General features: G+C 36.7%; 21 protein-coding genes. 10 read left to right on the forward strand and 11 right to left on the reverse strand.

Annotation, left to right across the window (positions count from 1 at the left end):
• Positions 1-4: 4 nt before the first annotated feature.
• The 3 genes from ODE14_RS15665 to ileS form a co-directional block, all read right to left on the reverse strand.
• Complete coding sequence (locus ODE14_RS15665) at positions 5-250, reverse strand: DUF6576 domain-containing protein (protein ID WP_263602097.1); 246 nt, start codon at positions 248-250, stop codon at positions 5-7.
• Between the two features lie 81 nt (positions 251-331).
• Positions 332-712 carry a TraR/DksA family transcriptional regulator gene (locus ODE14_RS15670; protein ID WP_027378898.1) on the reverse strand — a complete coding sequence of 127 codons (381 nt, stop codon included), beginning with the start codon at positions 710-712 and terminating at the stop codon, positions 332-334.
• A 59-nt stretch (positions 713-771) separates the two neighbouring features.
• A complete protein-coding gene (ileS, locus tag ODE14_RS15675) occupies positions 772-4,227 on the reverse strand; it encodes an isoleucine--tRNA ligase (protein WP_263602098.1) in 3,456 nt (1,151 codons plus the stop codon).
• A 519-nt stretch (positions 4,228-4,746) separates the two neighbouring features.
• Here ileS and ODE14_RS15680 point away from each other — a divergent pair.
• Positions 4,747-6,039: a phenylacetate--CoA ligase family protein gene (locus ODE14_RS15680; RefSeq protein WP_263602099.1), complete on the forward strand. Its 1,293-nt coding sequence runs from the start codon at positions 4,747-4,749 to the stop codon at positions 6,037-6,039.
• A 30-nt stretch (positions 6,040-6,069) separates the two neighbouring features.
• Here ODE14_RS15680 and ODE14_RS15685 read toward each other — a convergent pair whose 3' ends face one another.
• Entirely contained in the window at positions 6,070-7,314 is a 1,245-nt protein-coding gene (locus tag ODE14_RS15685; protein ID WP_263602100.1) for an NAD(P)/FAD-dependent oxidoreductase, read from the reverse strand.
• A gap of 96 nt (positions 7,315-7,410) precedes the next feature.
• On the opposite strand from ODE14_RS15685, the gene ODE14_RS15690 reads away from it, so the two are divergent.
• The 9 genes from ODE14_RS15690 to ODE14_RS15730 all read left to right on the forward strand — a co-directional run bounded on the left by ODE14_RS15690 (position 7,411) and on the right by ODE14_RS15730 (position 19,163).
• Complete coding sequence (locus ODE14_RS15690; protein WP_263602101.1) at positions 7,411-8,931, forward strand: HAL/PAL/TAL family ammonia-lyase; 1,521 nt, start codon at positions 7,411-7,413, stop codon at positions 8,929-8,931.
• Positions 8,932-8,996: 65 nt separating this feature from the next.
• Positions 8,997-9,728 (forward strand): 3-oxoacyl-ACP reductase FabG, encoded by a 732-nt coding sequence (gene fabG / locus ODE14_RS15695; protein ID WP_248388810.1) that lies wholly within the window; start codon positions 8,997-8,999, stop codon positions 9,726-9,728.
• Between the two features lie 135 nt (positions 9,729-9,863).
• Positions 9,864-11,084 carry a beta-ketoacyl-[acyl-carrier-protein] synthase family protein gene (locus ODE14_RS15700; protein WP_263602102.1) on the forward strand — a complete coding sequence of 407 codons (1,221 nt, stop codon included), beginning with the start codon at positions 9,864-9,866 and terminating at the stop codon, positions 11,082-11,084.
• A 4-nt stretch (positions 11,085-11,088) separates the two neighbouring features.
• The gene (locus tag ODE14_RS15705) at positions 11,089-11,343 is read left to right on the forward strand and encodes an acyl carrier protein (protein ID WP_248388806.1); all 255 of its coding nucleotides are present in this window, start codon (positions 11,089-11,091) and stop codon (positions 11,341-11,343) included.
• Between the two features lie 102 nt (positions 11,344-11,445).
• Positions 11,446-12,330, forward strand: a complete 885-nt coding sequence (locus ODE14_RS15710; RefSeq protein WP_263602103.1) for a lipid A biosynthesis acyltransferase — start codon at positions 11,446-11,448, stop codon at positions 12,328-12,330.
• A 197-nt stretch (positions 12,331-12,527) separates the two neighbouring features.
• Positions 12,528-14,078, forward strand: coding sequence for a phytoene desaturase family protein (locus ODE14_RS15715; protein ID WP_263602104.1), 1,551 nt, complete (start codon positions 12,528-12,530; stop codon positions 14,076-14,078).
• A 76-nt stretch (positions 14,079-14,154) separates the two neighbouring features.
• A complete protein-coding gene (locus tag ODE14_RS15720) occupies positions 14,155-15,810 on the forward strand; it encodes a C45 family autoproteolytic acyltransferase/hydolase (RefSeq protein ID WP_263603849.1) in 1,656 nt (551 codons plus the stop codon).
• 227 nt (positions 15,811-16,037) lie between these two features.
• Positions 16,038-17,132 carry a hypothetical protein gene (locus tag ODE14_RS15725; protein ID WP_263602105.1) on the forward strand — a complete coding sequence of 365 codons (1,095 nt, stop codon included), beginning with the start codon at positions 16,038-16,040 and terminating at the stop codon, positions 17,130-17,132.
• An 18-nt stretch (positions 17,133-17,150) separates the two neighbouring features.
• Positions 17,151-19,163, forward strand: coding sequence for an FG-GAP-like repeat-containing protein (locus tag ODE14_RS15730; protein ID WP_263602106.1), 2,013 nt, complete (start codon positions 17,151-17,153; stop codon positions 19,161-19,163).
• A 52-nt stretch (positions 19,164-19,215) separates the two neighbouring features.
• Here ODE14_RS15730 and ODE14_RS15735 read toward each other — a convergent pair whose 3' ends face one another.
• From ODE14_RS15735 to ODE14_RS15765, 7 genes are all read right to left on the reverse strand, one after another.
• Entirely contained in the window at positions 19,216-20,388 is a 1,173-nt protein-coding gene (locus tag ODE14_RS15735; RefSeq protein ID WP_263602107.1) for a DUF2062 domain-containing protein, read from the reverse strand.
• A gap of 4 nt (positions 20,389-20,392) precedes the next feature.
• Positions 20,393-20,869: a hypothetical protein gene (locus ODE14_RS15740; protein ID WP_248388799.1), complete on the reverse strand. Its 477-nt coding sequence runs from the start codon at positions 20,867-20,869 to the stop codon at positions 20,393-20,395.
• The gene (locus tag ODE14_RS15745; RefSeq protein WP_248388797.1) at positions 20,866-21,246 is read right to left on the reverse strand and encodes a 3-hydroxyacyl-ACP dehydratase; all 381 of its coding nucleotides are present in this window, start codon (positions 21,244-21,246) and stop codon (positions 20,866-20,868) included. Before ODE14_RS15745 ends, ODE14_RS15740 begins: the two co-directional genes overlap by 4 nt.
• A gap of 133 nt (positions 21,247-21,379) precedes the next feature.
• Positions 21,380-21,991: an outer membrane beta-barrel protein gene (locus ODE14_RS15750; RefSeq protein WP_248388795.1), complete on the reverse strand. Its 612-nt coding sequence runs from the start codon at positions 21,989-21,991 to the stop codon at positions 21,380-21,382.
• A 6-nt stretch (positions 21,992-21,997) separates the two neighbouring features.
• Entirely contained in the window at positions 21,998-22,585 is a 588-nt protein-coding gene (locus tag ODE14_RS15755; protein ID WP_263602108.1) for a hypothetical protein, read from the reverse strand.
• A 13-nt stretch (positions 22,586-22,598) separates the two neighbouring features.
• Positions 22,599-23,225, reverse strand: coding sequence for a LolA family protein (locus ODE14_RS15760; RefSeq protein WP_263602109.1), 627 nt, complete (start codon positions 23,223-23,225; stop codon positions 22,599-22,601).
• Between the two features lie 141 nt (positions 23,226-23,366).
• Positions 23,367-24,128 (reverse strand): polysaccharide deacetylase family protein, encoded by a 762-nt coding sequence (locus ODE14_RS15765; protein WP_263602110.1) that lies wholly within the window; start codon positions 24,126-24,128, stop codon positions 23,367-23,369.
• Positions 24,129-24,224: the final 96 nt, after the last annotated feature.

A 24,224-nucleotide genomic window follows, 5' to 3' on the forward strand; every position in this document is an offset into this window, starting at 1 on the left:
TAAATTATTTTTTGGACAGCTCATCAAGCCTTTTTCTTTCTTTGGGTGAAAGATCATTGATGCCGTTTTTGCCCATTTTACTTAAAAGCCTGTCTATTTCTTTTTCCCTTTCGCGTTTATCAGCATTAAACCGGTCATCGATCGTTAAATTTTTTTGCTTTGCAGGAAAAAACCGATTCCTGATCCGGTCTCTGTAAATAAACGCCAGGATTACAACGATGATAATGATTAAAATGAATAAATCACTCATGGATATATACTAAAAATTAGGTTTATAAAGTATTTGTCAAAAATACAATATAAACCCAAATTTATGATATTAACCTTCCGGTTATTTCTGCATATTTTTCGCTTCGATGCTTAGCGTTGCATGAGGAACAGCCAGAAGCCTTTCTTTAGGAATTAATTTTCCGGTTACCCTGCAAACGCCGTAAGTTTTGTTTTCAATTCTTATCAGAGCATTTTTAAGATCACGAACGAATTTTTCCTGTCTTCCGGCTAAAATAGAGTTCTGTTCTTTACTTAAAGTTTCAGCACCTTCTTCAAAGGCTTTAAAGGTTGGTGAGGTATCATCCGTACCGTTATTCTGGTCGTTAATGAAACTTTCTCTGATCAATTTAAGATCATTTTCTGCTTTTTCTATTTTCTCCTTAATGATTGCTTTAAATTCTTGTAAATCAGCATCACTGTATCTTACTCTTTCGTCTGACATGGTTCTTTCTCTTTTTTAATAAAATTATGAAATGGAATTTGAAAAACAATAACTATATGTTAAATTTTTTCAACATTTATCTTAAAATTAACTTCATCTATTTCGATTTCGTTAAAATTTGAAAGTGAAGATACAATTTCTATTTTATTTGACAAGACTTCGGAAGAAATATATTCTTCATTTTTCCTGATGTCATCAATGAAAGGCGAGTTGTCTTCCAGAGAGATCAAAATTCTGTCCGTCAAATCGAAATCTTTATCTTTTCGCAGGTTCTGAATCCTGTTGATGAATTCTCTTGCGATCCCTTCAGATTTTAATTCTTCTGTCAACGTCAAATCTAATGCCACAGTTGTTTTCCCATCGGAAGTTACCGTCCATCCCGGGATATCTTTTGTGGAAATCTCTACATCCTCCAATGTAATTTCATAACCCTGAATATCTAATTTTCCATCTTTTTCAAGTTGTGAAATCAGTTCTGCATTGAAATTGGCAATCTCACCTCCAACTGCTTTCATGTCTTTTCCTAACTTAGGCCCCAACGCTTTGAAGTTCGGTTTGATCTGTTTTATAATAAGATGAGATGCTTCTTCCGCGTTGATCAACTGAATTTCCTTAACATTTACCTCCTGTTTGATCAGTTCTGAAACCGCTGAAATCTGCTCCTCAGTTTTAGAATCTAAAACAGGAATTAATACTTTTTGCAATGGCTGGCGAACTTTTACATTTTCTTTCTTTCTCAAAGAGAAAACCATACTTGTAATGTTTTGTGCCAAATGGGTTTTTTCAACCAGATCCTGGTCAATAAGACTTTCGTCCGCAACCGGGAAGTCTGTTAAGTGAATCGATTCTGCACTTTCTTTTCCGGTTACTCTATTTAAATCCTGATACAATTGATCCATAAAGAACGGTGCGATAGGCGCAGATAATTTGGCAACTGTTTCAAGACAGGTATATAAAGTCTGGTAAGCCGAGATTTTATCTTCAGAATAATCTCCCTTCCAGAAACGTCTTCTGCACAATCTTACGTACCAGTTGGATAAGTTATCATTTACAAACGTACTGATGGCCCTCGCCACTCTTGTAGGTTCATAATCTTCGTAGAAAGCTTTTACTTCTTTGATGAGCAGATTCAATTCCGATAAAATCCATCGGTCGATTTCAGGTCTGTTTTCAACTTCTTTTTCAGAATAATTAAACCCGTCAACATTTGCATATAAAGCAAAGAATGAATAGGTGTTGTATAATGTCCCGAAGAACTTTCTTCTCACTTCATCAATCCCTTCGATATCAAATTTCAGGTTTTCCCACGGATTGGCGTTTGAGATCATGTACCAGCGGGTAGCATCCGGACCGTAAACCGCAAGTGTTTCAAAAGGATCTACGGCGTTGCCTAAGCGTTTTGACATTTTCTGACCGTTTTTATCCAAAACAAGCCCGTTACTCATTACGTTTTTATAGGCTACCGAATCAAAAACTGCCGTTCCGATCGCATGGAGCGTGTAGAACCAACCACGTGTCTGGTCAACACCTTCCGCAATGAAATCTGCCGGAAAAGCTTTATTGGTATCAATTAATTCTTTATTTTCAAAAGGATAATGCAGCTGCGCGTACGGCATCGCTCCCGAATCGAACCAAACGTCAATCAGATCGCTTTCGCGTTTCATGGCTTGTCCTGAATCTGAAACGAGGATTACCTTATCAACCACATTTTTGTGAAGATCAACAAGTTCGTAATTGGATTCGGACATATTTCCGATGATAAAACCTTTGAACGGATTTTCTTTCATCAATCCTGCTTCAATTGATTTTTCAATTTCATTATACAATTCTTCTACAGATCCGATGATTTTCTCCTCCTTCAGATCAGCTGTTCTCCAGATCGGCAACGGAATTCCCCAATATCTTGAGCGGGAAAGATTCCAGTCGTTTACATTTTCCAGCCAGTTGGCGAAACGTCCTTCTCCCGTTGATTTCGGCTTCCAGTTGATTTCTTTGTTTAAATCTACCAGTCTGTCTTTCACGGCAGTCATTTTTACAAACCATGAATCCAGTGGGTAATATAACAATGGTTCATCTGTTCTCCAGCTGTGCGGATACGAGTGAACATATTTTTCTACTTTAAAAGCCTTGTTTTCTTTTCTTAATTTTAAAGCAATTCTTTCATCTACAGAAAGATAGGTCTTCAAATCTGAAATAATGGACTTGAGGTTTTCCTTCTGAATTTTGAATTCCGCATCTTTTTCTGCTTCGCTCAGGTATTCTCCTTTTACATATTCATTCGCAAAACCGTAAATTTCGTCGTTTACCTGCGGTAAAAATCTTCCCTGTAAATCCACCAGCGGAACAGGATTTCCGTTTTTATCCAAAACAAGCATTGGCGGAACTTCAGGGGTCGCTTCTTTAGCCACTTTCGCATCATCAGCACCAAACGTTGGCGCGGTGTGAACGATACCTGTTCCGTCTTCCGTCGTTACAAAGTTTCCTGAAATTACCCTAAAAGCATTTTCCGGATTTTGGTGAGGTTTAGCGTAATCTAAAAGTTGCTCATATTTAATTCCAACTAAATCAGCCCCTTTAAATTCGGCTAAAATCTGATAAGGAATAATTTTACTTTCTGCAGTGTAATTTGCGAAATCTTCTTCTGTACCTTCACTGTATTTTTTTGCAAACTGTTTTCCAACCAAAGCTTTAGCCAAAACTACATTTACCGGTTCAAAAGTATATTGATTGAAAGTTTTAACCAAAACATAATCGATTTTCGGTCCTACTGTCAACGCAGTATTGGAAGGCAACGTCCACGGAGTTGTCGTCCAGGCTAAGAAATGCACATCTCCAAAACCTTGTAAAAATGAAGGCAATGTTTCAGGTAATGTTTTAAACTGTGCCACCACCGTTGTATCTGAAACATCACGGTAAGCTCCCGGCTGATTTACTTCGTGGGAAGAAAGTCCGGTTCCCGCTTTCGGAGAATACGGCTGAATGGTGTAGCCTTTGTACAATAATCCTTTATCGTACAATTGCTTCAATAGCCACCAAACCGTCTCCATGTACTTTGATTTGTACGTGATATACGGATCATCAAGATCTACCCAGTAACCGATTTTCTCGGTAAGGTTGTTCCAAACGTCTGTGTAACGCATTACCGCTTCACGACACGCTTTGTTGTAATCTTCAATTGAAATCTTAGTGCCAATATCTTCTTTAGTGATTCCTAATTCTTTTTCCACACCAAGCTCTACCGGAAGTCCGTGTGTATCCCATCCCGCTTTACGGAAAACCTGTTTTCCGTTCTGGGTCTGGTAACGACAGAAAATATCCTTTAATGCTCTGGCCATAACATGGTGAATTCCGGGCATGCCGTTTGCAGAAGGCGGACCTTCATAAAAAACAAACTCAGGTTGCCCCTCACGAATCTCAACACTCTTATTGAAAGTTTTATTCTGTTTCCAGAATTCCGCTACATTCTCGGCTACGTCAATAAGGTTGAGGTTTTTGTATTCTTTAAATTGGCTCATTGTAATAGATCAATATCGTTGATTAATTAAGTTGGCAAATTTACTAAAATTTACCGGTTTATAATATATGTTTTATTTTGATATTTACAGTGAAAAATGTTCTGTTTCAGAAAAGTAAAGCAGAGGAATAAGGAAAGGTGAAAGATCAAGCGTGAATAAGTGAATTTATCCTGTTGCTAAAAGTTGTTTCAAAAAAACTTTCCTCAAATAAAAAATCTGCACCACCTGCAAAATCTGCATGGTTTTTATTACCAAACAAAGATTTATTTTAAACCTGTATATTCTTAAGTGGATAAAGAATGCATCAGCGGGCTGATTGATGAAGGGTATCTATTTATTAGCTTCGCGCAGCAAATTTATTTGCCTTTACTTACTAAGATTAACGGAATAAACAATTAGTCTTTGCGTTTAAAAAAAACAAATTAACAAGTCCAATCATCCGTGAAATCCATGAGCAATAAAATCTTCATGAGAAAATTAATATTAATTAAATAAATTTGTCCTTTAAAAATAAATCTATTGGACTTCTATCCATCCATCGAAAGATCAGACATTAGGGAAATCAAAAAATTTCAGGAGCAAAAACTTCAGGAGCTTTTGGTTTATCTTGAAAAAAAATCAACTTTTTATCAAAAAGTATTCAGGGAAAACAATATCAACATTTCTGATATTCGGACTTTGGAAGACCTGCGGAAAATTCCCACCACTACAAAAAACGATATTCAGCAGCATAATGATGATTTTTTCTGTATAACTGTAGATAAAATTGTGGATTACAGCACAACTTCAGGAACACTGGGTGATCCTGTAACCTTCGGATTGTCAGATAACGACCTTGAGAGACTGGCTTATAACGAAGCGATTTCTTTTGCCTGTGCCGGAATTCAAAAAGGAGATGTTGTCCAGATGATTACAACCATTGATAAAAGATTCATGGCCGGGCTTGCTTATTTTTTAGGACTCAGAAAAATGGGCGCGAGCGTGGTAAGAATGGGACCGGGAATTCCTGAGCTTCAGTGGGATTCTATTTTCAGATACAGGCCGAAATATTTAATTACTGTTCCTTCATTTTTATTAAAAATGATCGATTATGCCGAAAAGCATGGAATTGATTATAAAAACTCCAGTGTTTACGGTGCGGTTTGTATCGGAGAAAGTATCAAAAATCAGGATTTTACAGATAATATTTTATCCCGGAAAATTAAAGAAAAATGGGATATTAAATTATTCTCAACCTACGCTTCCACAGAAATGAGCACCGCTTTTACGGAGTGTGAAGAACAAATCGGCGGACATCATCATCCGGAACTAATCATTACCGAGATTCTTGACGACGATGGGAATCCGGTAAAAGAAGGTGAAAGCGGGGAATTAACCATTACAACTTTAGGTGTTGAAGCGATTCCGTTATTAAGATTCAAAACGGGAGATATTGTAAAAGCGCATGATGAACCTTGTAAATGCGGAAGAAATACAATGAGACTCGGTCCGGTGATCGGCAGGAAGCAGCAGATGATCAAATATAAGGGCACTACATTGTATCCGCCCGCGATGAATGATATTCTGAATGATTTCAATGGTATTCTGTGTTACCAGATTGTTATTCAGTCGAATGAAATCGGGTTGGATGAAATTATCATTAAAATAAGCACAGACAGTGATTCCGAAAGCTTTGTAAGTGAAGTAAGAGATCATTTCCGGGCGAAACTAAGAGTAAGTCCGAAAATTGAGCTTGTTGAATTTGATATTTTATCTAAAACAGTTTTTAATCCGAACAGCAGAAAGCCAATTACGTTTATCGATTTAAGATAAATAAAACGGCCTGAAATCTCAGGCCGTTTTTTATGCTTGTTGCTTTTCTTTTTTAATGAATTCTGCGAGATTCTTGATCGCTGTATCATGTATTCGGACAAAAGTATTTTTTTTGTCCCATACATAACCTGCAAGAACTGCACAGATTTTTCTTTTCACATCGGGGTTTTCCGGCTGGTGGAAAAACAATTCCTGAAGATTTCCGGTGTACCATTCTTTTACGTACGTGGTAAAAACATCAACACCATAAAGAATATAGTCTGCAAATTCCTTTTGCCAGTCAACTTTTTCGCCGTTGAGTTGTCTTAAAGCTAATTTTGCGGCGGTCATTCCGCTTTCTGTGGCAAAAGCCATTCCTGAAGAGAAAACCGGATCAAGAAATTCCGAAGCATTTCCCGTTAATGCAAAACCATCACCATACAGTTTTTTTACCGAGCAGGAATAGTCTTTTAAATGTTTTGGCTCAAAGAGAAAATCCACATCTCCGAAACGTTTTACATAATAATCTGAAAGAGAAATCGCTTTTCTCAGAGCTTCTGTGGTATCTCCGTTTTTAGAAAGTCGGTCGATGTATTCGGTAGGACCCACAATTCCTACGCTGGTATTTCCGTTGGAAAAAGGAATTACCCAAAGCCAGACTTCCGTTTCGATAATATCAAAAGAAATTAAAGTGCCTTCTGTTCCTGCTTCTCTGTTGATGTCTTTTACATGGGAAAAAATAGCGGAGTGAGGTGAAAGTTTTGAAGGTTTTTCCAAATCCAGAAGTCTTGGAAGGACTCTTCCGTAACCGCTGGAGTCGATGACAAATTTGGCGTGGATTTCTTTTGTTTCTCCATTTTTATTTTTTACTGTGGTCACAGAATCTGTTCCGTTGAATTCAATCCCGGTCACTTCCGTTTCAAATTCCAGATCAATCCCTTTATTAATAACTTCCTGAGCTAAAACATTGTCGAAATCTGCCCTCGGAACCTGCCATGTCCAGTCCCAGCCTTCTCCGAACTTATTGCTAAAATCAAAAATACATACTTCTTTTCCTCTCAGAAACCGGGCGCCGAGTTTCTTTTCAAAACCCATTTTGTCAAGCGCGGGAAATAATCCGGCCTCTTCAAAATGATCCATTACCCGTGGAATCAGGCTTTCTCCTACTACCAGTCTTGGAAATTTTGTCTTTTCAACAACTTTAACGTTGACGTTGTTCTTCTTTAAATATGAAGAAGATACGCATCCGGAAGGCCCGGCTCCGATTACAAGAACGTCAACAAATTCTTTGCTCATCTTTGATTTTTTATTTTAATAATAACTTCTATCTTTGCCGCAAATTAATGACAATTAATTAATAACTACAAAATTATCATATTATTCTATCAATAAATGAAAATAAACAACTTTTTAGAACTGAGCGACTTTAAGAAAATCATTGTTGAGAATAAAAATATAGAACTGGATAAAGCACTTCTTACCAGAGTGAATGAAAGTTTTCAGTTTTTAAAGGAGTTTTCAAAAAATAAAGTGATATATGGTGTGAATACGGGTTTCGGACCGATGGCACAATTTAAGATCAGTGATGAAGATACACATCAGCTTCAATACAATCTCATCAGAAGCCATTCTTCAGGAATAGGAAATCCGCTTCCGGCGGACGAAGCAAAAGCCTGTATGCTGGCCAGACTGAATACATTATCTCTTGGGAAATCCGGGGTTCATGAATCTGTTGTTATTTTGCTTAAAGAATTAATAAACAGAGATGTTACACCGTTGATTTTTGAACACGGAGGAGTAGGTGCAAGCGGCGATCTCGTACAATTGGCACACTTAGCCTTAGTGCTGATTGGTGAAGGGGAAGTCTTCCATAAAGGTGAAAGAAAATCTACAAAAGAAGTTTTTCAATCTGAAGGTTTGAAACCGATTCAGGTAGAAATCCGTGAAGGACTCGCATTAATGAACGGAACTTCCGTGATGTCCGGCATTGGTGCTGTTAATGCGCATAAAGCGAATCAGTTAACTGATATTTCTATTAAATTATCCTGTGCGATTAATGAAATTGTTCAGGCGTATGATGATCACTTATCGGAAGTATTAAACGGAACAAAGCTTCATGCCGGTCAGCAGAAAATTGCAGAAAAAATGCGGGCTCATTTGTCTGACAGCAAATTGATCAGGAAAAGAGCAGATCATTTATACACTCATTTTGAAGAACAGGAAAAAGTTTTCAAAGAAAAAGTTCAGGAATATTACTCTTTACGATGTGTTCCGCAGATTTTAGGACCTGTTTTGGATACTCTGGAATACACTGAAAAAGTATTGGAAAACGAGATTAATTCAGCTAATGATAATCCGATCATCAATGTTGAAGACCAGCATGTTTACCACGGCGGAAATTTTCACGGAGATTATGTTTCCCTGGAAATGGATAAGCTGAAAATTGTAGTGGCCAAACTAACAATGCTTGCAGAAAGGCAATTAAATTACCTTTTAAATTCTAAAATCAATGAAATCTTGCCTCCGTTTGTTAATTTGGGCAAATTAGGATTTAATTTCGGGATGCAGGGAGTTCAGTTTACGGCAACTTCAACCACGGCGGAAAGCCAGATGCTGTCTAACCCGATGTATATTCACAGTATACCGAATAATAATGATAATCAGGATATTGTGAGCATGGGAACCAACGCTGCGGTTATCTGCAGAAAAGTGATTGAAAATGCATTTGAAGTATTGACTATTGAGGCAATTACAATTGTTCAGGCCATTGAATATCTTGGTTTTCAGGATAAAATTTCATCTGCCACTAAAGAACTGTATGATGATATAAGAAAAATTATTCCTGCATTCTCCGATGATATGGTGATGTATCCATATTTGGAACAGGTAAAAAAATATTTAAAAACTATGTAATTTTTATCCAAAATAAATTGTCATAGAAGTATACTTAAAGAAATTAAACTAATATAAGCAAACACATGAAATGTGCAATCATCACAGGAGGCTCAAGGGGAATCGGAAGGGCCATCTGTATAAAACTGGCAGAAGAAAAGAATTATCATATTTTGATTAACTATACTTCAAACGAAACGGCAGCAAGGGAAACCTTGGCTAAAGTTGAAGAATTGGGGGCAACAGGGGAAATTCTGAAATTCGATGTAGGAAATGCTGAGGAAACAAAGGTGGTTTTAACAGAATGGCAGGATGCGAACTCCAGTGCTGTGGTGGAAGTGATTGTAAATAACGCCGGAATTACAAGGGACGGATTATTCATGTGGATGCCGAGTGAAGACTGGAACTCAGTGATTAACACCAGTTTAAACGGGTTCTTTAATGTTACGAATTTCTTTATTCAAAAATTATTACGTAATAAATACGGAAGAATCATCAATATGGTTTCTGTTTCCGGAGTGAAAGGAACAGCGGGACAAACCAATTATTCTGCTGCAAAAGGAGCTTTGGTAGGAGCTACAAAAGCTCTGGCTCAGGAAGTGGCAAAAAGAAATATTACGGTAAATGCGGTTGCGCCGGGATTCATTAAAACAGATATGACCCAGGAGTTTAACGAAGATGAATTAAAAGGCATGATTCCTGCAAATAGATTCGGGGAAGCAGAAGAAGTCGCAGATTTGGTAGCATTTTTGGCGTCTAAAAAAGCATCATACATTACAGGTGAAGTTATAAACATCAACGGAGGAATCTACTCATAATAATTTAGCAATGTAATAATTTAACAATGTACCAATAATGAGATTCTTCACTTCGTTCAGAATGACAGAAAGTATTATGGTTGCGAATTTGAAATTGTTACACTGTTAAATTGATAAACTGTTACATTTTTTAACATGGAAAATAGGGTTGTCATTACCGGAATGGGGATTTATTCCTGCATCGGAACTTCTTTGGAAGAGGTGAAAGAATCTTTATTTCAGGGAAAATCCGGAATTTTTTTAGTAGATGAAAGAAAGGAGTTTGGTTTCAGATCCGGATTAACCGGCGTTGTTCCGAAACCGGATCTTAAAAATCTTCTCAGCCGCAGGCAACGTGTAAGCATGGGCGAGGAAAGCGAATATGCGTATGCAGCAACTTTAGATGCCTTAAAACAGGCTGGTGTAGACCAGGATTTTTTAGACAATAATGAAGTCGGGATTTTATACGGAAACGACAGTGTTTCTCAGGCAGTGGTAGAATCTATCGACATTGCAAGAGAGAAAAAAGATACAACTTTAATGGGTTCTGGAGCTATTTTCAAGTCGATGAACTCCACCGTTACCATGAATCTTTCCACGATTTTTAAATTAAGAGGGATTAACCTTACGATCAGTGCTGCATGTGCAAGCGGTTCCCATTCTCTCGGACTGGCTTATATGATGATTAAAAACGGCTTCCAGGATATGATTGTTTGCGGAGGAGCGCAGGAAACCAACAAATATTCCATGGCGAGTTTTGATGGATTGGGTGTTTTTTCAGTGAGAGAAGATGAGCCTACAAAAGCATCAAGGCCTTTTGATTCTGCAAGAGATGGCTTGATTCCCAGTGGCGGAGCTGCTACTTTAATTGTTGAAAGCCTGGAGTCTGCGCAAAAAAGAGGAGCGAATATCATTGCGGAAATTGTGGGTTATGGATTCTCTTCAAACGGAGGACATATTTCAACGCCGAATGTTGACGGGCCTGCTTTAGCAATGAATAGGGCTTTGCAACAGTCTGGTTTACAGGTGGAAGATATTGATTATATTAATGCTCACGCAACATCCACACCAATTGGTGATGCTAATGAAGCCAAAGCAATTTATGAAATTTTCGGGGGTGAAGTTCCGGTAAGTTCAACAAAATCCATGACCGGTCATGAATGCTGGATGGCAGGTGCAAGCGAAGTTATTTATTCCATTCTTATGATGCAGAACGATTTCATTGCCCCGAATATCAATCTGGAAAATCCTGATGATGAAGCAAAAAGGATAAATTTGATTGCCGAAACAAAAAGTCAAAAAATTGACGTATTTTTGTCGAATTCTTTCGGATTTGGGGGAACCAATTCCGCATTAATTGTTAAAAAATTTAATTAAAAACATGGAAAGGGAAAAAATTGTTGCGACCGCCAACGACTTTTTAGTCAATGAATTTGAAGTAGACGGCGATGAAATCAGCAATGATGCAAACTTTAAAAAGACATTAGGCCTAGACAGCCTGGATTATATTGATCTGGTGGTCGTAATAGAATCTAATTTCGGAGTGAAATTGGGCGAAGCTGATTTTAAAAACATCGTGACTTTTGACGATTTCTATTCTACTATCGAAAACAAAATCGCAGAAAAAAATAAATAATTTATAATGTAGCAATATATCAATATAACAGTTGACCAATATTTGATTAAATAATTGTTACACTGTTACATTTTTACATTGGTACATGGTTCAATGACGACTATGAACAAGTGGAAAGGTAAATCTAAGGGGACGATTCTGGGATACAGAATTTTTGTCTGGTGTATTAGAAATATCGGGATCAGAAGTTCATATATTGTGCTTTATTTTGTTGCCTTCTACTATTTTTTATTCGAAAAAAACGGCAACAGATATTACAGGTATTATTTCGGAAAAAGACTGAATTACGGATACTGGAAAACAAAAATTTCATTATTTAAAAACTATTTTACTTTCGGAAAGGTTCTTATCGACAAAACGGCTATTTCAGCCGGATTACGGGGAAAATATACTTATGAATTCGACGGAATTGAAAATCTGAGAAATCTTTTAGCCGAAAAGAAAGGCGGTGTTCTCATCAGTGCCCATATCGGCAATTTTGAAATTGCAGAATATTTCTTTGCAGATATTGATTTTGATTGTCAGATCAATCTGGTGACTACAGATCAGGAGGTTACGGTTATTAAAGAATATCTTGAAAGTGTATCGGTTAAAAAAAGTACCGTAAAATTCATTTATGTAAAAGAAGATATGTCTCATATTTTCGAGATTAATGAAGCGCTATCCAAAAACGAACTTATTTGCTTTACCGGCGACCGCTATTTCGAAGGGTCAAAATTTTTAGAAGGCGAATTGCTTGGGAAAACAGCAAAATTTCCTGCAGGTCCTTTTCTTATTGCCTCAAGGCTTGGCGTTCCCGTGGTGTATGTTTATGTAATGAAAGAAAAAAATCTTCATTATCATTTGTACGCCAGAGTTGCTGAGAATGTAAAAAAGCGCGATGCACAGGGACTTCTCAATTCTTATACCGAAAACCTGGAATCCATGATCAGGAAATATCCGCTTCAATGGTTCAATTATTTTGATTTTTGGGACGATATTGATTAATTTTCCTACTTTTACTCCAGAAAAAACTAATATTTAACTCAAACATTAAATGATTGAGAAATTTAAAATAAAGTTCTAAGTTCATTTTTGTCTTGCTGAGTGTTTAACGCCTTTGCGAATTTAAAAACAGCAAGTGATCAAGAAAAATCTTTGCAGGCTTTGTGTTTAAAATTCAAATCATAAAGACACTTTCCTCCTTGAAAAAAACATACGACATACTCGTAATCGGCAGCGGATTGGGCGGCCTTGTTTCGGCACTTATTCTGGCGAAAGAAGGCCTGAAGGTTTGTATACTGGAAAAGAATAATCAGTACGGAGGTAATTTACAGACTTTTTCCCGTGATAAACTCATTTTCGATACAGGAGTTCACTATTTAGGAGGTCTCTCGGAAGGGCAGAACCTGCATCAGTTTTTTTCCTATCTGGGAATAATGGATGCTCTTGAGCTCAGGAAAATGGATGAAAACGGATATGATAAAATAACTTTCGGAGACGATCAGACAGAATATCCCCATGCACAGGGCAGCGAAAATTTTGTTAAACAGTTATCAAAATATTTTCCTGAAGAAAAAGAAAACATAGAAAACTATTGCGAGGAAGTCCGGCGGATATGCAGTCAGTTTCCAAGATACAATCTTGTTGGGGAAAATCGGTATAACGAAGAAATTCTCCACTTAAATACCAAAAGATTTATTGAATCTTTAACCTCTGATAAAAAGCTGCAGTCCGTTTTATTAGGTTCGAACTTTTTATATGCAGGTGATTCTGAGCATATTCCGTTTTATGTTCATGCACTTACGGTTAATTCCTATATTCAGAGCGCTTACAAATGTGTAAATGGAGGCAGCCAGATTTCAAAGTTGCTCATTCGCAAGCTTCGTGAGCATGGTGCTGAAGTTCATAAACATACTGAGGTTTCAGCGTTTATTTTTAATGAAAATAATGAAATAGCCGGTGTAAAAACGGAACAGGGAAGAGAATACTTTGCCAAAAAATTTATTTCAAATATAGAAATACGCTCTTTAATTCATATAATTGGAGAAGAAAGGCTAAAAAAATCTTTTTTAAACAGGATCATGAGCTGGAAACCTGTGTCTTCATGCTTCAGTGTGTACCTTGTACTTAAACCCCACACAATTCCTGATTTTAATTATAATATATACCATTATTCTAATGAAGAAATGGTCTGGAATGCATACCGTTATCAGAAAGAATCCTGGCCGGAAACTTACATGCTTTCTTCAACGGAATCAAAACATAATCCTGGTTTTGCAGAAAGTCTTACGGCAATTTCCTACATGGATTTTGAAGAAGTAGAAGAGTGGAAGAATACATTCAATACCGTTGCAGATGAGCATGAAAGAGGAGCGGGCTATGAAAGATTCAAGCTTGATAAAGCAGAAAAAATGATTGATGCCTTAGAAAAGAAAATCCCTGATCTAAGAAAATATATAAAAAAAATCTACACCTCTTCACCATTATCTTACCGCGATTATATCGGCAGCTTCAACGGAAATATGTACGGTTATCGCAAAAACTCGGAAAATCCTCTAAAAACAATGGTTTCGCCAAGAACAAAAATCGACAATCTTTTTCTCACAGGGCAATCTGTGAATATGCACGGAATCTTAGGTTGTACTATAGGGGCATTCAATACCTGTGCGGAAATTGTTGGTAAAGAATTGATTGATAAAAGATTAAAACAATTTATTAACGAAGGTAAAAGTGGAGAAGAAATACAACATTAATTTACGATTAGTCATTCCAAATGGAGAAAGACGAATTAAAACATCCAAATTAAAAACAAATTTTTATTCAAGATGCATCGTTTTATCATTTCTCAGTCTCAGCCTTATTTTTATCCTAATATCTTGCGGTATACAAAAATCCATCAATCATATTCCTGATATCCAACAGTATTCTATTGAAATTCCGGAAGTTAAAAGAGTCAATGATTCCACTTTCAGCTTTAAAAAAAATTATTTAACGAAGAACAAGCAGCAGATCTGGGAGCTTTATATTACAGGAAACCCTTTGCAGCTGGGGTATAATAATGGAGCGCTTACAAAGAGCCTCATGCAAAATCAGGAAAAGATTTTCTTTTCAAAAGTAGAAGGTTTTGTTCCGTCGAAATTTAAACAAAGTCTCTTGCGTGGGTTTTTGAAATGGTATAACCGGAAAATGTATCTGAATGTTCGGGAGGATTTTCAGGCAGAGCTCTATGGTTTATCCCGGTATTCTTCCGATGAATATGATTTTATCGCCCCTAAATACCAGCGAAATCTTTATCTGCACGGGGCTCACGATATCGGTCATGCCATGCAGGATCTTATGATGGTTGGATGTACTTCTCTCGCCGTCTGGAATGAAAATACCGAAGACGGAGATTTGCTGATCGGAAGAAATTTCGATTTTTATGTGGGTGATGATTTTGCGGAAAATAAAGTTATTGAAATTGTAGAGCCGGAAAATGGGATTCCTTACTTATCTGTAAGTTGGCCGGGTATGATAGGGGTAGTTTCCGGGATGAATAAAGAAGGAATTACGGTAACCATCAATGCCGGAAAATCTAAAATTCCGTTAACAGCAAAAACGCCGATTTCTCTGGTAACGAGAGAAATTCTTCAGTATGCTAAAAATATTGATGAAGCCATAGCCATTGCAAGGAAGAGAAAAGTTTTTGTCTCGGAATCTATTCTGGTTGGAAGTGCTTATGATAAAAATGCTGTAATCATCGAAGTTTCTCCGGATAATTTCGGGGTATATAAAGTAGAGAATACAAGTCGGGTTTTTTGCACCAATCATTTTCAGTCGGATGCTTATAAAAATGATAAAAGGAATCAGAAGCATATCGCAGAAAGTCATTCCGAATACCGCTACGAAAAGCTGCAGGAACTTTTAGAAAAAAATAAAAAGATTACCCCTGAAAAAATGGCTGCAATCTTACGTGACAAGTCCGGACTGAAAGGAAAAAAAATAGGTTACGGAAACGAAAAGGCAATTAATCAGCTTCTGGCGCATCATGCTGTGATTTTTTCGCCCCAGAAAAAGTTGGTTTGGGTTTCGGCAAATCCTTATCAGCTGGGAGAATTTGTATGTTATGATCTTAATGAATTATTTTCGGATCAAAAATTGAAAAATGGTGATTTCGCAAGGTCTGAATTGAATATTGCAAAAGATCCTTTTATAGATTCCCGGGAATTTGAAGATTATAAACAATACAAAATGATGAACGAAGAAGTTCAGAAAGCAATTGAAGGAGATGTATTGTTAACGGAAGATTTCCTGCCATATTACCAATCACTAAATCCGGATTTCTGGGTGGTTTATTATCAGTCTGGAAAATATTATTACAAGCAAAAAGAATACAGCAAAGCAAAAACAGAATTTGAAAAAGCACTGACCAAAGAAATCACAACTCTTGAGGACAGAAAGCATATTGAACATTATTTTAAGAAAGCACTCAAAAGATGTAAATAGACATTTTTCTTTGTTTAAAAAATATTGTTTTTATGATGAATATTTTAAATAATAAATTTCTGAGTCTGATTCTTGATATGATTTGTTTTTATTAAATTTTAACAAAAGAAATAGCTGTAAGTATAGTATAAATTATCTGTTTTTAAGAATATTATTGTTTTTATTGTTAATAATTTTATTTCGTATGATTTAAATGATTAAATTCGTTTTCGTTAAATCGTTAATGAATGAGAAAAATCTACTTACTGTATTTATTTTGCTTTTTAGGCCTTTTTTCCTGTAAAAACGACGAAAAAATTGAAAGTGTAGAAACGGAAAGTTCTTTTGTTAATTTTAATATTGACGCAGTTCCGTACGCAAAACTCTCAACTTATATGTTTTTTACGGGGGAACTGAAAAATCTGCAGCCTAACACCAAAGTTATTCCTTATGAACCCGCCAGTTCGCTTTTTACAGATTATGCTTTGAAAAAGAGATTCATCTGGATGCCGGGTAATGTAAAGGCAAACTATGATGCGGATGATAAAATACTGAATTTTCCTGTGGGCACCGTACTGATCAAAAATTTTTACTACAATACCGTACAGCCCGGAAATACAACAAAAATTCTTGAAACACGCTTAATGATTAAAAAATCCACAGGCTGGATTTTTGCAGAATATCTCTGGAATGACGCTCAGACTGAAGCCGAGCTGGTTACCGGAGCCAACTTTGCAAGCGGAAGTTCTAAAAACATTACTTTTAAAAAAGATAATGGTGATATCATCACTACGGATTACAGAATCCCTTCGGAAACGGAATGCCTGGCGTGTCACAAATTAGACAATAAACCAATTCCGATTGGGATGAAGCCACAGAATTTAAATGGGACTTACAATTATCCTAATGGTATTAAAAACCAGCTTCAAAAGTTTGTTGATGAAGGCTATCTCCAAAGTTTTCCATCCAATATTGTCTCGACAGTGAATTATAAAGATACAAGCAAACCTCTGGATATCCGGCTGCGTTCTTATCTTGATATCAACTGTGCCCATTGTCACCAGGAAAATGCAAGATGTGATTACAGAGCAATACGTTTAAGCTTCACCCAGACGGCCAACTTAACAAAGATGGGGGTTTGTGTAATGGCTGATGAACCTCTCGGCTCATCGCTGGAAAAAATTATTACGCCAGGAAATCCTGCCAAATCGGTAATGCATTTCAGATTGAATTCTGTCAATGAAAATAACAGGATGCCGCTGCTAGGAAGAACTATCGTTCATGATGAAGGTGTACAACTCCTGAATCAATGGATCTCTTCTTTAAATCAAACTTGTCCTTAATAATAAAAACTTCTATCCATGAAAAAAATATTCCCCTTACTTATTTTATTATTGAACAGTACATGGGCGTCTGCACAGCTCACCTGCGCAACAGCAGTTTCCCTAAATCTAGGAACAGTTACCGTGCCGGATGTCACGGGAGATCCTCCTTTAACGGCTTGTACCTTAGGTGCAGCCGGAACAAAAGGCTTGTGGTATAAATATACGGCTACAGCAAATAAAACGATTAAAATTACCACTTCGTCTGCTGGGCAAAACGCTGATACCCGTTTAATGGTGTTTTCAGGAAATTGTACCGCACTTAATTGTATTACGGCCAATGATGATTACATTGGACAGTTTTCCCAGGTTACCTTTAATGCAGTTGCCGGAACCACATATTATATCGTCTTTGATAATAAATATTCTTCCTTGGGCTTTAATGTTACATTATCCGAGGTAATAGTTCAGCCGGATCGCCTGGTGTTTAATCCTCAGACTGTTTCTGTTGCAGGAAGTTTTAATAACTGTATTGTAGATATGAACGGAGATTATCTTGATGATATTGTTTCTGTAGTAAGTGCTACACAGATTGTCATTTCCTATCAGCAGCCGGGCGGAACATTCAATAATGTAACGTATACCGTTCCCACCACAGTTATAACACCTTCATGGAGTATAGCCGCCGGAGATTATGATAATAATGGATTTAACGATCTGATTTATGGTTCGGGAAGCGGAATTGCTTTTTTAAAGGCAAATGCCACCGGAACGGCTTATACGTCAGACAGAAAACAGCAATCATTCTTAGTTCAGAGAACAAATTTTATCGATATTAACAACGATGGGAAATTGGATGCTTTTGTATGTGACGATAATGCTCCGAACAGATACTATATTAATGACGGCACGGATATGAATCATAGCCAGGGCGGACTGGGAGATTTCCCTTCCGGAGGAAACTACGGTTCTATCTGGATTGATTATGATAATGACGGAGATATGGATCTCTTTATTGCAAAATGCAGCGGAGGAGGTTCCGGGCCCGGAGGAAACATCGATGAACTTCACCGAAATAACGGCAATGCTACTTTCACCAATGTGGCGGCAACAGCCAACATGGCAAACCCCGTTCAGACATGGTCTTCCGCGTGGGGAGATTTTAATAATGACGGATGGATGGATGCAGTGGTAGGAATTAATTCCACGGCAAATGGACTGAGTAAGGTAATGAAAAACAACGGAGACGGAACATTTACTGATAAGTCTGCAGGATCGGGATATGATACCAACAGTGCACTGAGCAGAGAATATGTAGCTCATGATTTTGATAACGACGGATTCCTGGATGTATTGGGAGCAGGAAATAACATCATGTTCGGAAATGGTGATTTTACATTTACCCCAAATCCAAACCCTTATAATCTCAGCAGCTTTGACCGTCCTATCGGAGATTTAAATAATGACGGATTTCTGGATATTCAGAACGGAAACACGATCATGATGAATGCCGGAAATACCAATAAATGGCTTAAAGTAACCCTGAAAGGAACTCAGAGCAATAGAAACGGAATTGGCGCAAGAGTAGAAATTTACGGGTCCTGGGGTAAACAGATCAGAGATGTGCAAAGTGGCACAGGTTTCGGGAACATGAGCACGCTGAATGTTCATTTCGGGATCGGGCAGGCTACTGCCATTACAAAAGTGATTGTGCGCTGGCCTTCGGGATTGGTAGATACAATTAATAATGTTACCCCGAATACAACATTAAATGTAATTGAAGGTTCATTCTTAGGTACAAAAGAGATTCAGACCGCAGAAGAAATTTTCACGGTATATCCTAATCCTGCACACGATAATATTCAGTTTAAAACCAAGTCCGGTTTTGTTCCTGAACATGCTAAAATATATGAGATGAGCGGGAGAATGGTTCTGCAGACTAAAGTAGAAAGGGATCAGATTTCCGTAAAAGATTTAAAACCGGGAACATACCTGCTTCAGGTAACCGATAAATCGGGTAAGAATTATTCACAAAAAGTAACAATAAAATAACACGAAATACAACTGCAAGGTCAAAAGGCTTTGCAGTTTTGTTTTAATAATACTAAGTGTTTTCCGGATCTACTTTATTCAGGAAGAGAAAAACAGCAATCCCGGAAATGACGGACATGGAAACCGATAATATCGCGCTGCCGATCAGATACTGCAGCAGATTATTTTTCACAAGATCAAAATTCAGCTCCTGGCTGAAAATATTGCTGTTTCCCCCAACAAATGGCGAACCCAGAAACAATGAAGCTGCAATAATAAAAGGGATAAAAGGCGGTATACTTACATTTGAAGCCACAAAAGCCAAGACTTTATTCAGTTTAAAAAGTACGGCCAAAGATATGGTAAGCAGGGTATGAAAGCCCCAAAAAGGAGAAAAACCTATCAATACACCGAGTGCAACGGAAAAAGCTTTGGTTCGGTTACTTCCATCGCTTTCCAGAACATCTTCTTTTATAAATCTCTTAAAACTTTTTTTTTTGAAATTATTAATGAAATTTCTAGGAATAATGTAAACCAGCGTAATGGCTACCAAAATCGTATTAAGGATGCTGATTCGGGTGAAATCTTTAAAAGGCCTGAAATGGGACACTCTTTCTGCAGGATCGTATAATACTTTTACAGGAACATTTTTTACAGGAACATGCCTCCAGGCTGTCCGTACAATAATTTCAATTTCAAATTCAAATTTAGGGGTAAAATATTTTCTGGGAATTTTATGCAGCGGATACAACCGGAACCCCGATTGTGTATCTTCCAGCTTAATCCCTGTTTCAAACCAGAACCAGAAATTAGAAAAACGATTTCCGAAGCTGCTTTTTTTAGGTATTCCGTCCTGAGCCATATTTCTGTTACCTATCAGAAGTACATCCTGACTTTCCTTTAGCAAAGCTTCTACAAAAACCGGAATGTCATCCGGGTAATGTTGTCCGTCAGAATCAATAGTAATCGCATAGCTGTATCCTATCTTTTCCGCCACTCTGAAACCTGTTTTCAAAGCATTCCCTTTTCCTTTATTTTCAGGCAGATGAATAATCCTGATTTCGGGATAATCCTGTAAAATAAATGGTGTGGAATCTGTAGAACCGTCATTAACAATGATAATGTTATTCGTGTAATGTAAAATACCGACGATAACTCTCCTCAGCGTTTTTTCATTGTTATAGGTAGGAACTAAAACACAGATATTCTTTTCGGAAATTGCTTTCTGGACTTCAGTGAGGGTCATGGTTTTATTTAAAACTTGCTTTTTCGGCCTCCGTCATTGTTTTAGATTGTGCCGCAAATTTTTTAATATAGTTTTTTAATGTTGAATTTTGCTTGCTGTAATTATTCAGAATGAAAGCTTTATCATCTTTAAGGCTTCCTCTGTACCCCACAATTTTCGGAATATTTTCCTGAACACTCATCCTGATGACCCGAAGTTCGATATTATTGGGATTGCTTTTGATAATAGTTTCAAGACTGGTAGCACCGGATTTTACCAATGCTTTCCGGTTGTGCTTCGTAATTTTGGCTTCCATTATTTTAGCTGCCGCTTTATAACCCTGGATGACGGCGTCAGACCCGGAGCTTTTTTCAGCAGTATTGATAAATGCTTCGGTATTCGCATTGGATGCATTTGCTTTAGCATAACTTTCCCGCAAAGATTCAATTCCCGATTGAAAGAAAAGCATAACTGCAGTTACGAACGAAAAAATTAATTTCATTTTGCCAGTTTTTTATAGTTAACTGACATTTTTAATGCAATAGTCTCGCCAAAAGAAGTGGTATTTTTTACTTTAACTTCTTCTTCAGATTCATTAATATCCAGCTGTAATTTCAGTTCAGGGGTTTCAAAAGGATTAATGATCGCCATAAATTTTACATTGGAAGCGGATTTCAGAAATAATTTTTGTCCTGCTAATTCTTCAGAAAGTTCTTTTACAATCTGCATCATACAAACTCCTGGAGTAACGGGATTTCCCGGGAAATGGCCCTTAAAGATTTCATGATCTTTATTAAGTAAAATATGGGCGATATAACTTCCGTTCTCTGTTTTTTCGTAGGATTCTAATTGGTAAAAATCGGTAAGAATTGTCTGCATTATTTATTCTGTTTCAGTTATTTGGAATAATTTTATATTGAATTTAAATCTTTATTTAGAAAATTCAAACTATTCGCGAAGATATATCTTTTTGAAACGAAAAGGAAATTGTTTTACCAACAGATTTTTAAACTTACTTTTTAAAGCGAAACGTATAATAAGCTCCAATCTGAAAAACAGTATTTGAATTGGCAAAAAGAAAAGAAGAATTTTCGTGATCCAGCATGGATATAAATCCCTTTTTGATCCGTACTTCAAAGCCCAGATTTTTGGAAAGATCATAACCCAAGCCTCCCGCGAAGCCAAGATCAAGTCCGGCATTATTATTACCGACAGCAAGATCCAGAAACGGGCCGGCAAAAACATTAAAGTTTTTTATATATACTTTATTTGTAAATTGCAACCCTACAAAATCATAGTGAAGCCTTTTGCGCGGAAGAATTCCGTTTTCTGAAGTGTATTGCAAATTTGTACCCTGTCTTGAGTAATTAAATTCAGGCTGTAAAGCGTAGCGCTCCGTAAATCTAATGTTTCCCTGTAATCCGATATAAAAATCTGTAACTGTTTTCAGGTTTGTATTGATCACCTTTTCGGGTTTGTCGTCTTCGTGGATGTAAAAGCTTTCATTGTTTCTTTTAGTAAGGGTAGCGAAATTTACGCCTGTCCTTATGCCCGTACTGAAAGTCACCTGAGCTGATGAAAATCCGAAGATCAGAATCAGACAGGTAAATAAAATTTTTCTCATGTAAGGTCATTGGTTTTCGGTAATCTGGAATAATTTTATATTGATTTTGAAATCTTTATGGCGGAGATTCAAACTATCCACGAAGATATGTTTTTTTGCGTCAAAAGTAAAATCGATCTTTTCCCTGTTGTTTTTCGTATAAACAATTTGTTTCAGCATTCGGTTCTCCTTGCCAAAGAATAGATAATATGCTTTCTTATCTGCTTTTGAAAGATAAATATAATCGGTTTTGTTTTCAAAACTTTGTGAAACAGGATAATTTTGTTTTAAAAGCTCCCTGAAATCGTTCTTCAGAAAATTAATGACGATTTTTTTATCCATATCGGGAAGCACATAATTGAGTTTAAAATCTTCCTTCGAAATTTCAAAGTCAATCAATTTATTTCCAAAATCCGAGGTTAACACAACACGATGAGTGTTTTCACTAATTTTTTTTATGATCAGAATGCCGCTTACATGGTTTTTATAAATATCCATCTGGCATTTATACACATAATCTTCCGTAGATGAAAAATAGAGATTTTCAACAGCCTTTTTAACAGACGTAACAGGTTTCGCATCATTAAGCGTATAGGTTTTACACGCTGTAAACAAAATGAAAATCAGGCTATAAGCTAAATTCCGAAGCAGCAACCGGCGCATTGACTTTTGTATTTTTGAAAATAATATTGGTAGTGTCTCCGGAAGCTTCCGTCATATTGACCTGAGAAACCGTTGATTCATTTTTAGGGAAATATAATTCAATTTGCTTAATATATTTCAGCAGCTGAGCAGATTTCGGGGTAAATTTTGCAATGTTGAAATTGGCACTTTTCATATAACTTACTGAGAATTCTGGATCATTGAACATCTGTCCGTTTGAACTTCCTACGATTAATTTATTGATTTTTTCGAAAGTTTTGCTTTTGGCATCCACAGAAGATTTCTTACCCTGATCATTAATAAATATCTTATTATCCTTAAAAACAATGCTGTACTGATAGGGTTTTGTGTATTTCCAGGCAAGCATATTCGGAGTTTTGAGGGACATTCTTCCATAGGTAACGATATTTTTATCCAGGAAATCCATTTTCTTGGTCTGCGTAAAATCGGCCTGCAGCGTTTTTATCCCTTTCGTTTCCGAAGAAACTTTCGCTACAAATGCTTTGGCTTCAGCCCCGGACATTGCCGTATTCTGTGAAAAAAAAACACCTGAAATCAATAGAAATGCTCCTAAAGCTATATTTTTAATCATTTTTTAACGTTTTAATGTAACCACAGAAGGCACAAAAGATTATTATTTCCATTTAACATTACAATTAAAGTCTGCAAAAGATGAAAATCAAAAATTTTCAAAACTTATGTGTTATTCTTTTCATTTAAGCGTACTCTGGTGTTAAAAATCTTTTGTCTCTTTTGCGGTTAAAATATTATCAATTGTAAAAGTTGAATATTTCTTATCCTTCAAAAATACCAATAAATCTGCCAAAACTTTATACGTTTTTTCTGAGGTATCGTGAAGAAGAATAATGCTTCCTTTTTTTAATTTTTTGGTAATGTTATGGGAAATTTTGTTCTCATCCTGAATTACCGTATCTAATGACCGTACATTCCAGCCAATGCTTTTCTTATGGGTTTTTCTGATTGCTCTGGCAATGTTCGGGTTGGTTACACCAAACGGAGGACGGTATAAACTGGTTTTTAAATTGCCGGTTTTCAACATCATTTCGTCACATTTTTCGATCTCTTCGATCATTTTTGAAGTTGATAAAAAACCGGTATTGTCAGCATGTGAAAAAGTATGATTTCCAACGGTATGACCTTCTGCAATAATTCTTTGGAAGGTTTCGGGATATTTTTCAATCTGTTTCCCGATGCAGAAGAAGGTTGCTTTTATATTGTTTTCCTTGAGCAGATCCAGAAATTGAGGTGTATATTCTGTAGGCCCGTCGTCGAAAGTCAATGCAACTTCCCTGATTTTTGTTCTTTTATGATTAAAACTGCTTACGAAATAATTCAGCCCGACATCAAAAGATCCCCAGATAATAACCGCAAAAAACATCAGAAAACAAAACAGATATACCCAAAACGTTCCCTGAAATGCATAAATAAAAACATTGCAGAAAATATAGAACAGGATAAACGGATAATGTTTCATCTTTTATTGTTTATAAATTTAGGGTTTAAAATATCCATGATTTATATATTCGTGTTGTCATTGTGAATGGAGCAAAACGGAATGAAATGCTCTTGC

Source organism: Chryseobacterium sp. PET-29 (assembly GCF_025736815.1).
In the GTDB taxonomy this organism is placed as follows: domain Bacteria; phylum Bacteroidota; class Bacteroidia; order Flavobacteriales; family Weeksellaceae; genus Chryseobacterium; species Chryseobacterium nepalense.

Bases quoted from the DNA above. Each gene is read 5' to 3' on its own strand.
- ODE14_RS15685 (WP_263602100.1), bottom strand. From the start codon at position 7,314: ATGAGCAAAGAATTTGTTGACGTTCTTGTAATCGGAGCCGGGCCTTCC.
- ODE14_RS15760 (WP_263602109.1), bottom strand. From the start codon at position 23,225: ATGATTAAAAATATAGCTTTAGGAGCATTTCTATTGATTTCAGGTGTT.
- ODE14_RS15710 (WP_263602103.1), top strand. From the start codon at position 11,446: ATGAACAAGTGGAAAGGTAAATCTAAGGGGACGATTCTGGGATACAGA.
- ODE14_RS15745 (WP_248388797.1), bottom strand. From the start codon at position 21,246: ATGCAGACAATTCTTACCGATTTTTACCAATTAGAATCCTACGAAAAA.
- ODE14_RS15730 (WP_263602106.1), top strand. From the start codon at position 17,151: ATGAAAAAAATATTCCCCTTACTTATTTTATTATTGAACAGTACATGG.
- fabG (WP_248388810.1), top strand. From the start codon at position 8,997: ATGAAATGTGCAATCATCACAGGAGGCTCAAGGGGAATCGGAAGGGCC.
- ODE14_RS15690 (WP_263602101.1), top strand. From the start codon at position 7,411: ATGAAAATAAACAACTTTTTAGAACTGAGCGACTTTAAGAAAATCATT.
- ODE14_RS15705 (WP_248388806.1), top strand. From the start codon at position 11,089: ATGGAAAGGGAAAAAATTGTTGCGACCGCCAACGACTTTTTAGTCAAT.
- ileS (WP_263602098.1), bottom strand. From the start codon at position 4,227: ATGAGCCAATTTAAAGAATACAAAAACCTCAACCTTATTGACGTAGCC.
- ODE14_RS15735 (WP_263602107.1), bottom strand. From the start codon at position 20,388: ATGACCCTCACTGAAGTCCAGAAAGCAATTTCCGAAAAGAATATCTGT.
- ODE14_RS15670 (WP_027378898.1), bottom strand. From the start codon at position 712: ATGTCAGACGAAAGAGTAAGATACAGTGATGCTGATTTACAAGAATTT.
- ODE14_RS15740 (WP_248388799.1), bottom strand. From the start codon at position 20,869: ATGAAATTAATTTTTTCGTTCGTAACTGCAGTTATGCTTTTCTTTCAA.
- ODE14_RS15750 (WP_248388795.1), bottom strand. From the start codon at position 21,991: ATGAGAAAAATTTTATTTACCTGTCTGATTCTGATCTTCGGATTTTCA.
- ODE14_RS15665 (WP_263602097.1), bottom strand. From the start codon at position 250: ATGAGTGATTTATTCATTTTAATCATTATCATCGTTGTAATCCTGGCG.
- ODE14_RS15765 (WP_263602110.1), bottom strand. From the start codon at position 24,128: ATGAAACATTATCCGTTTATCCTGTTCTATATTTTCTGCAATGTTTTT.
- ODE14_RS15725 (WP_263602105.1), top strand. From the start codon at position 16,038: ATGAGAAAAATCTACTTACTGTATTTATTTTGCTTTTTAGGCCTTTTT.
- ODE14_RS15700 (WP_263602102.1), top strand. From the start codon at position 9,864: ATGGAAAATAGGGTTGTCATTACCGGAATGGGGATTTATTCCTGCATC.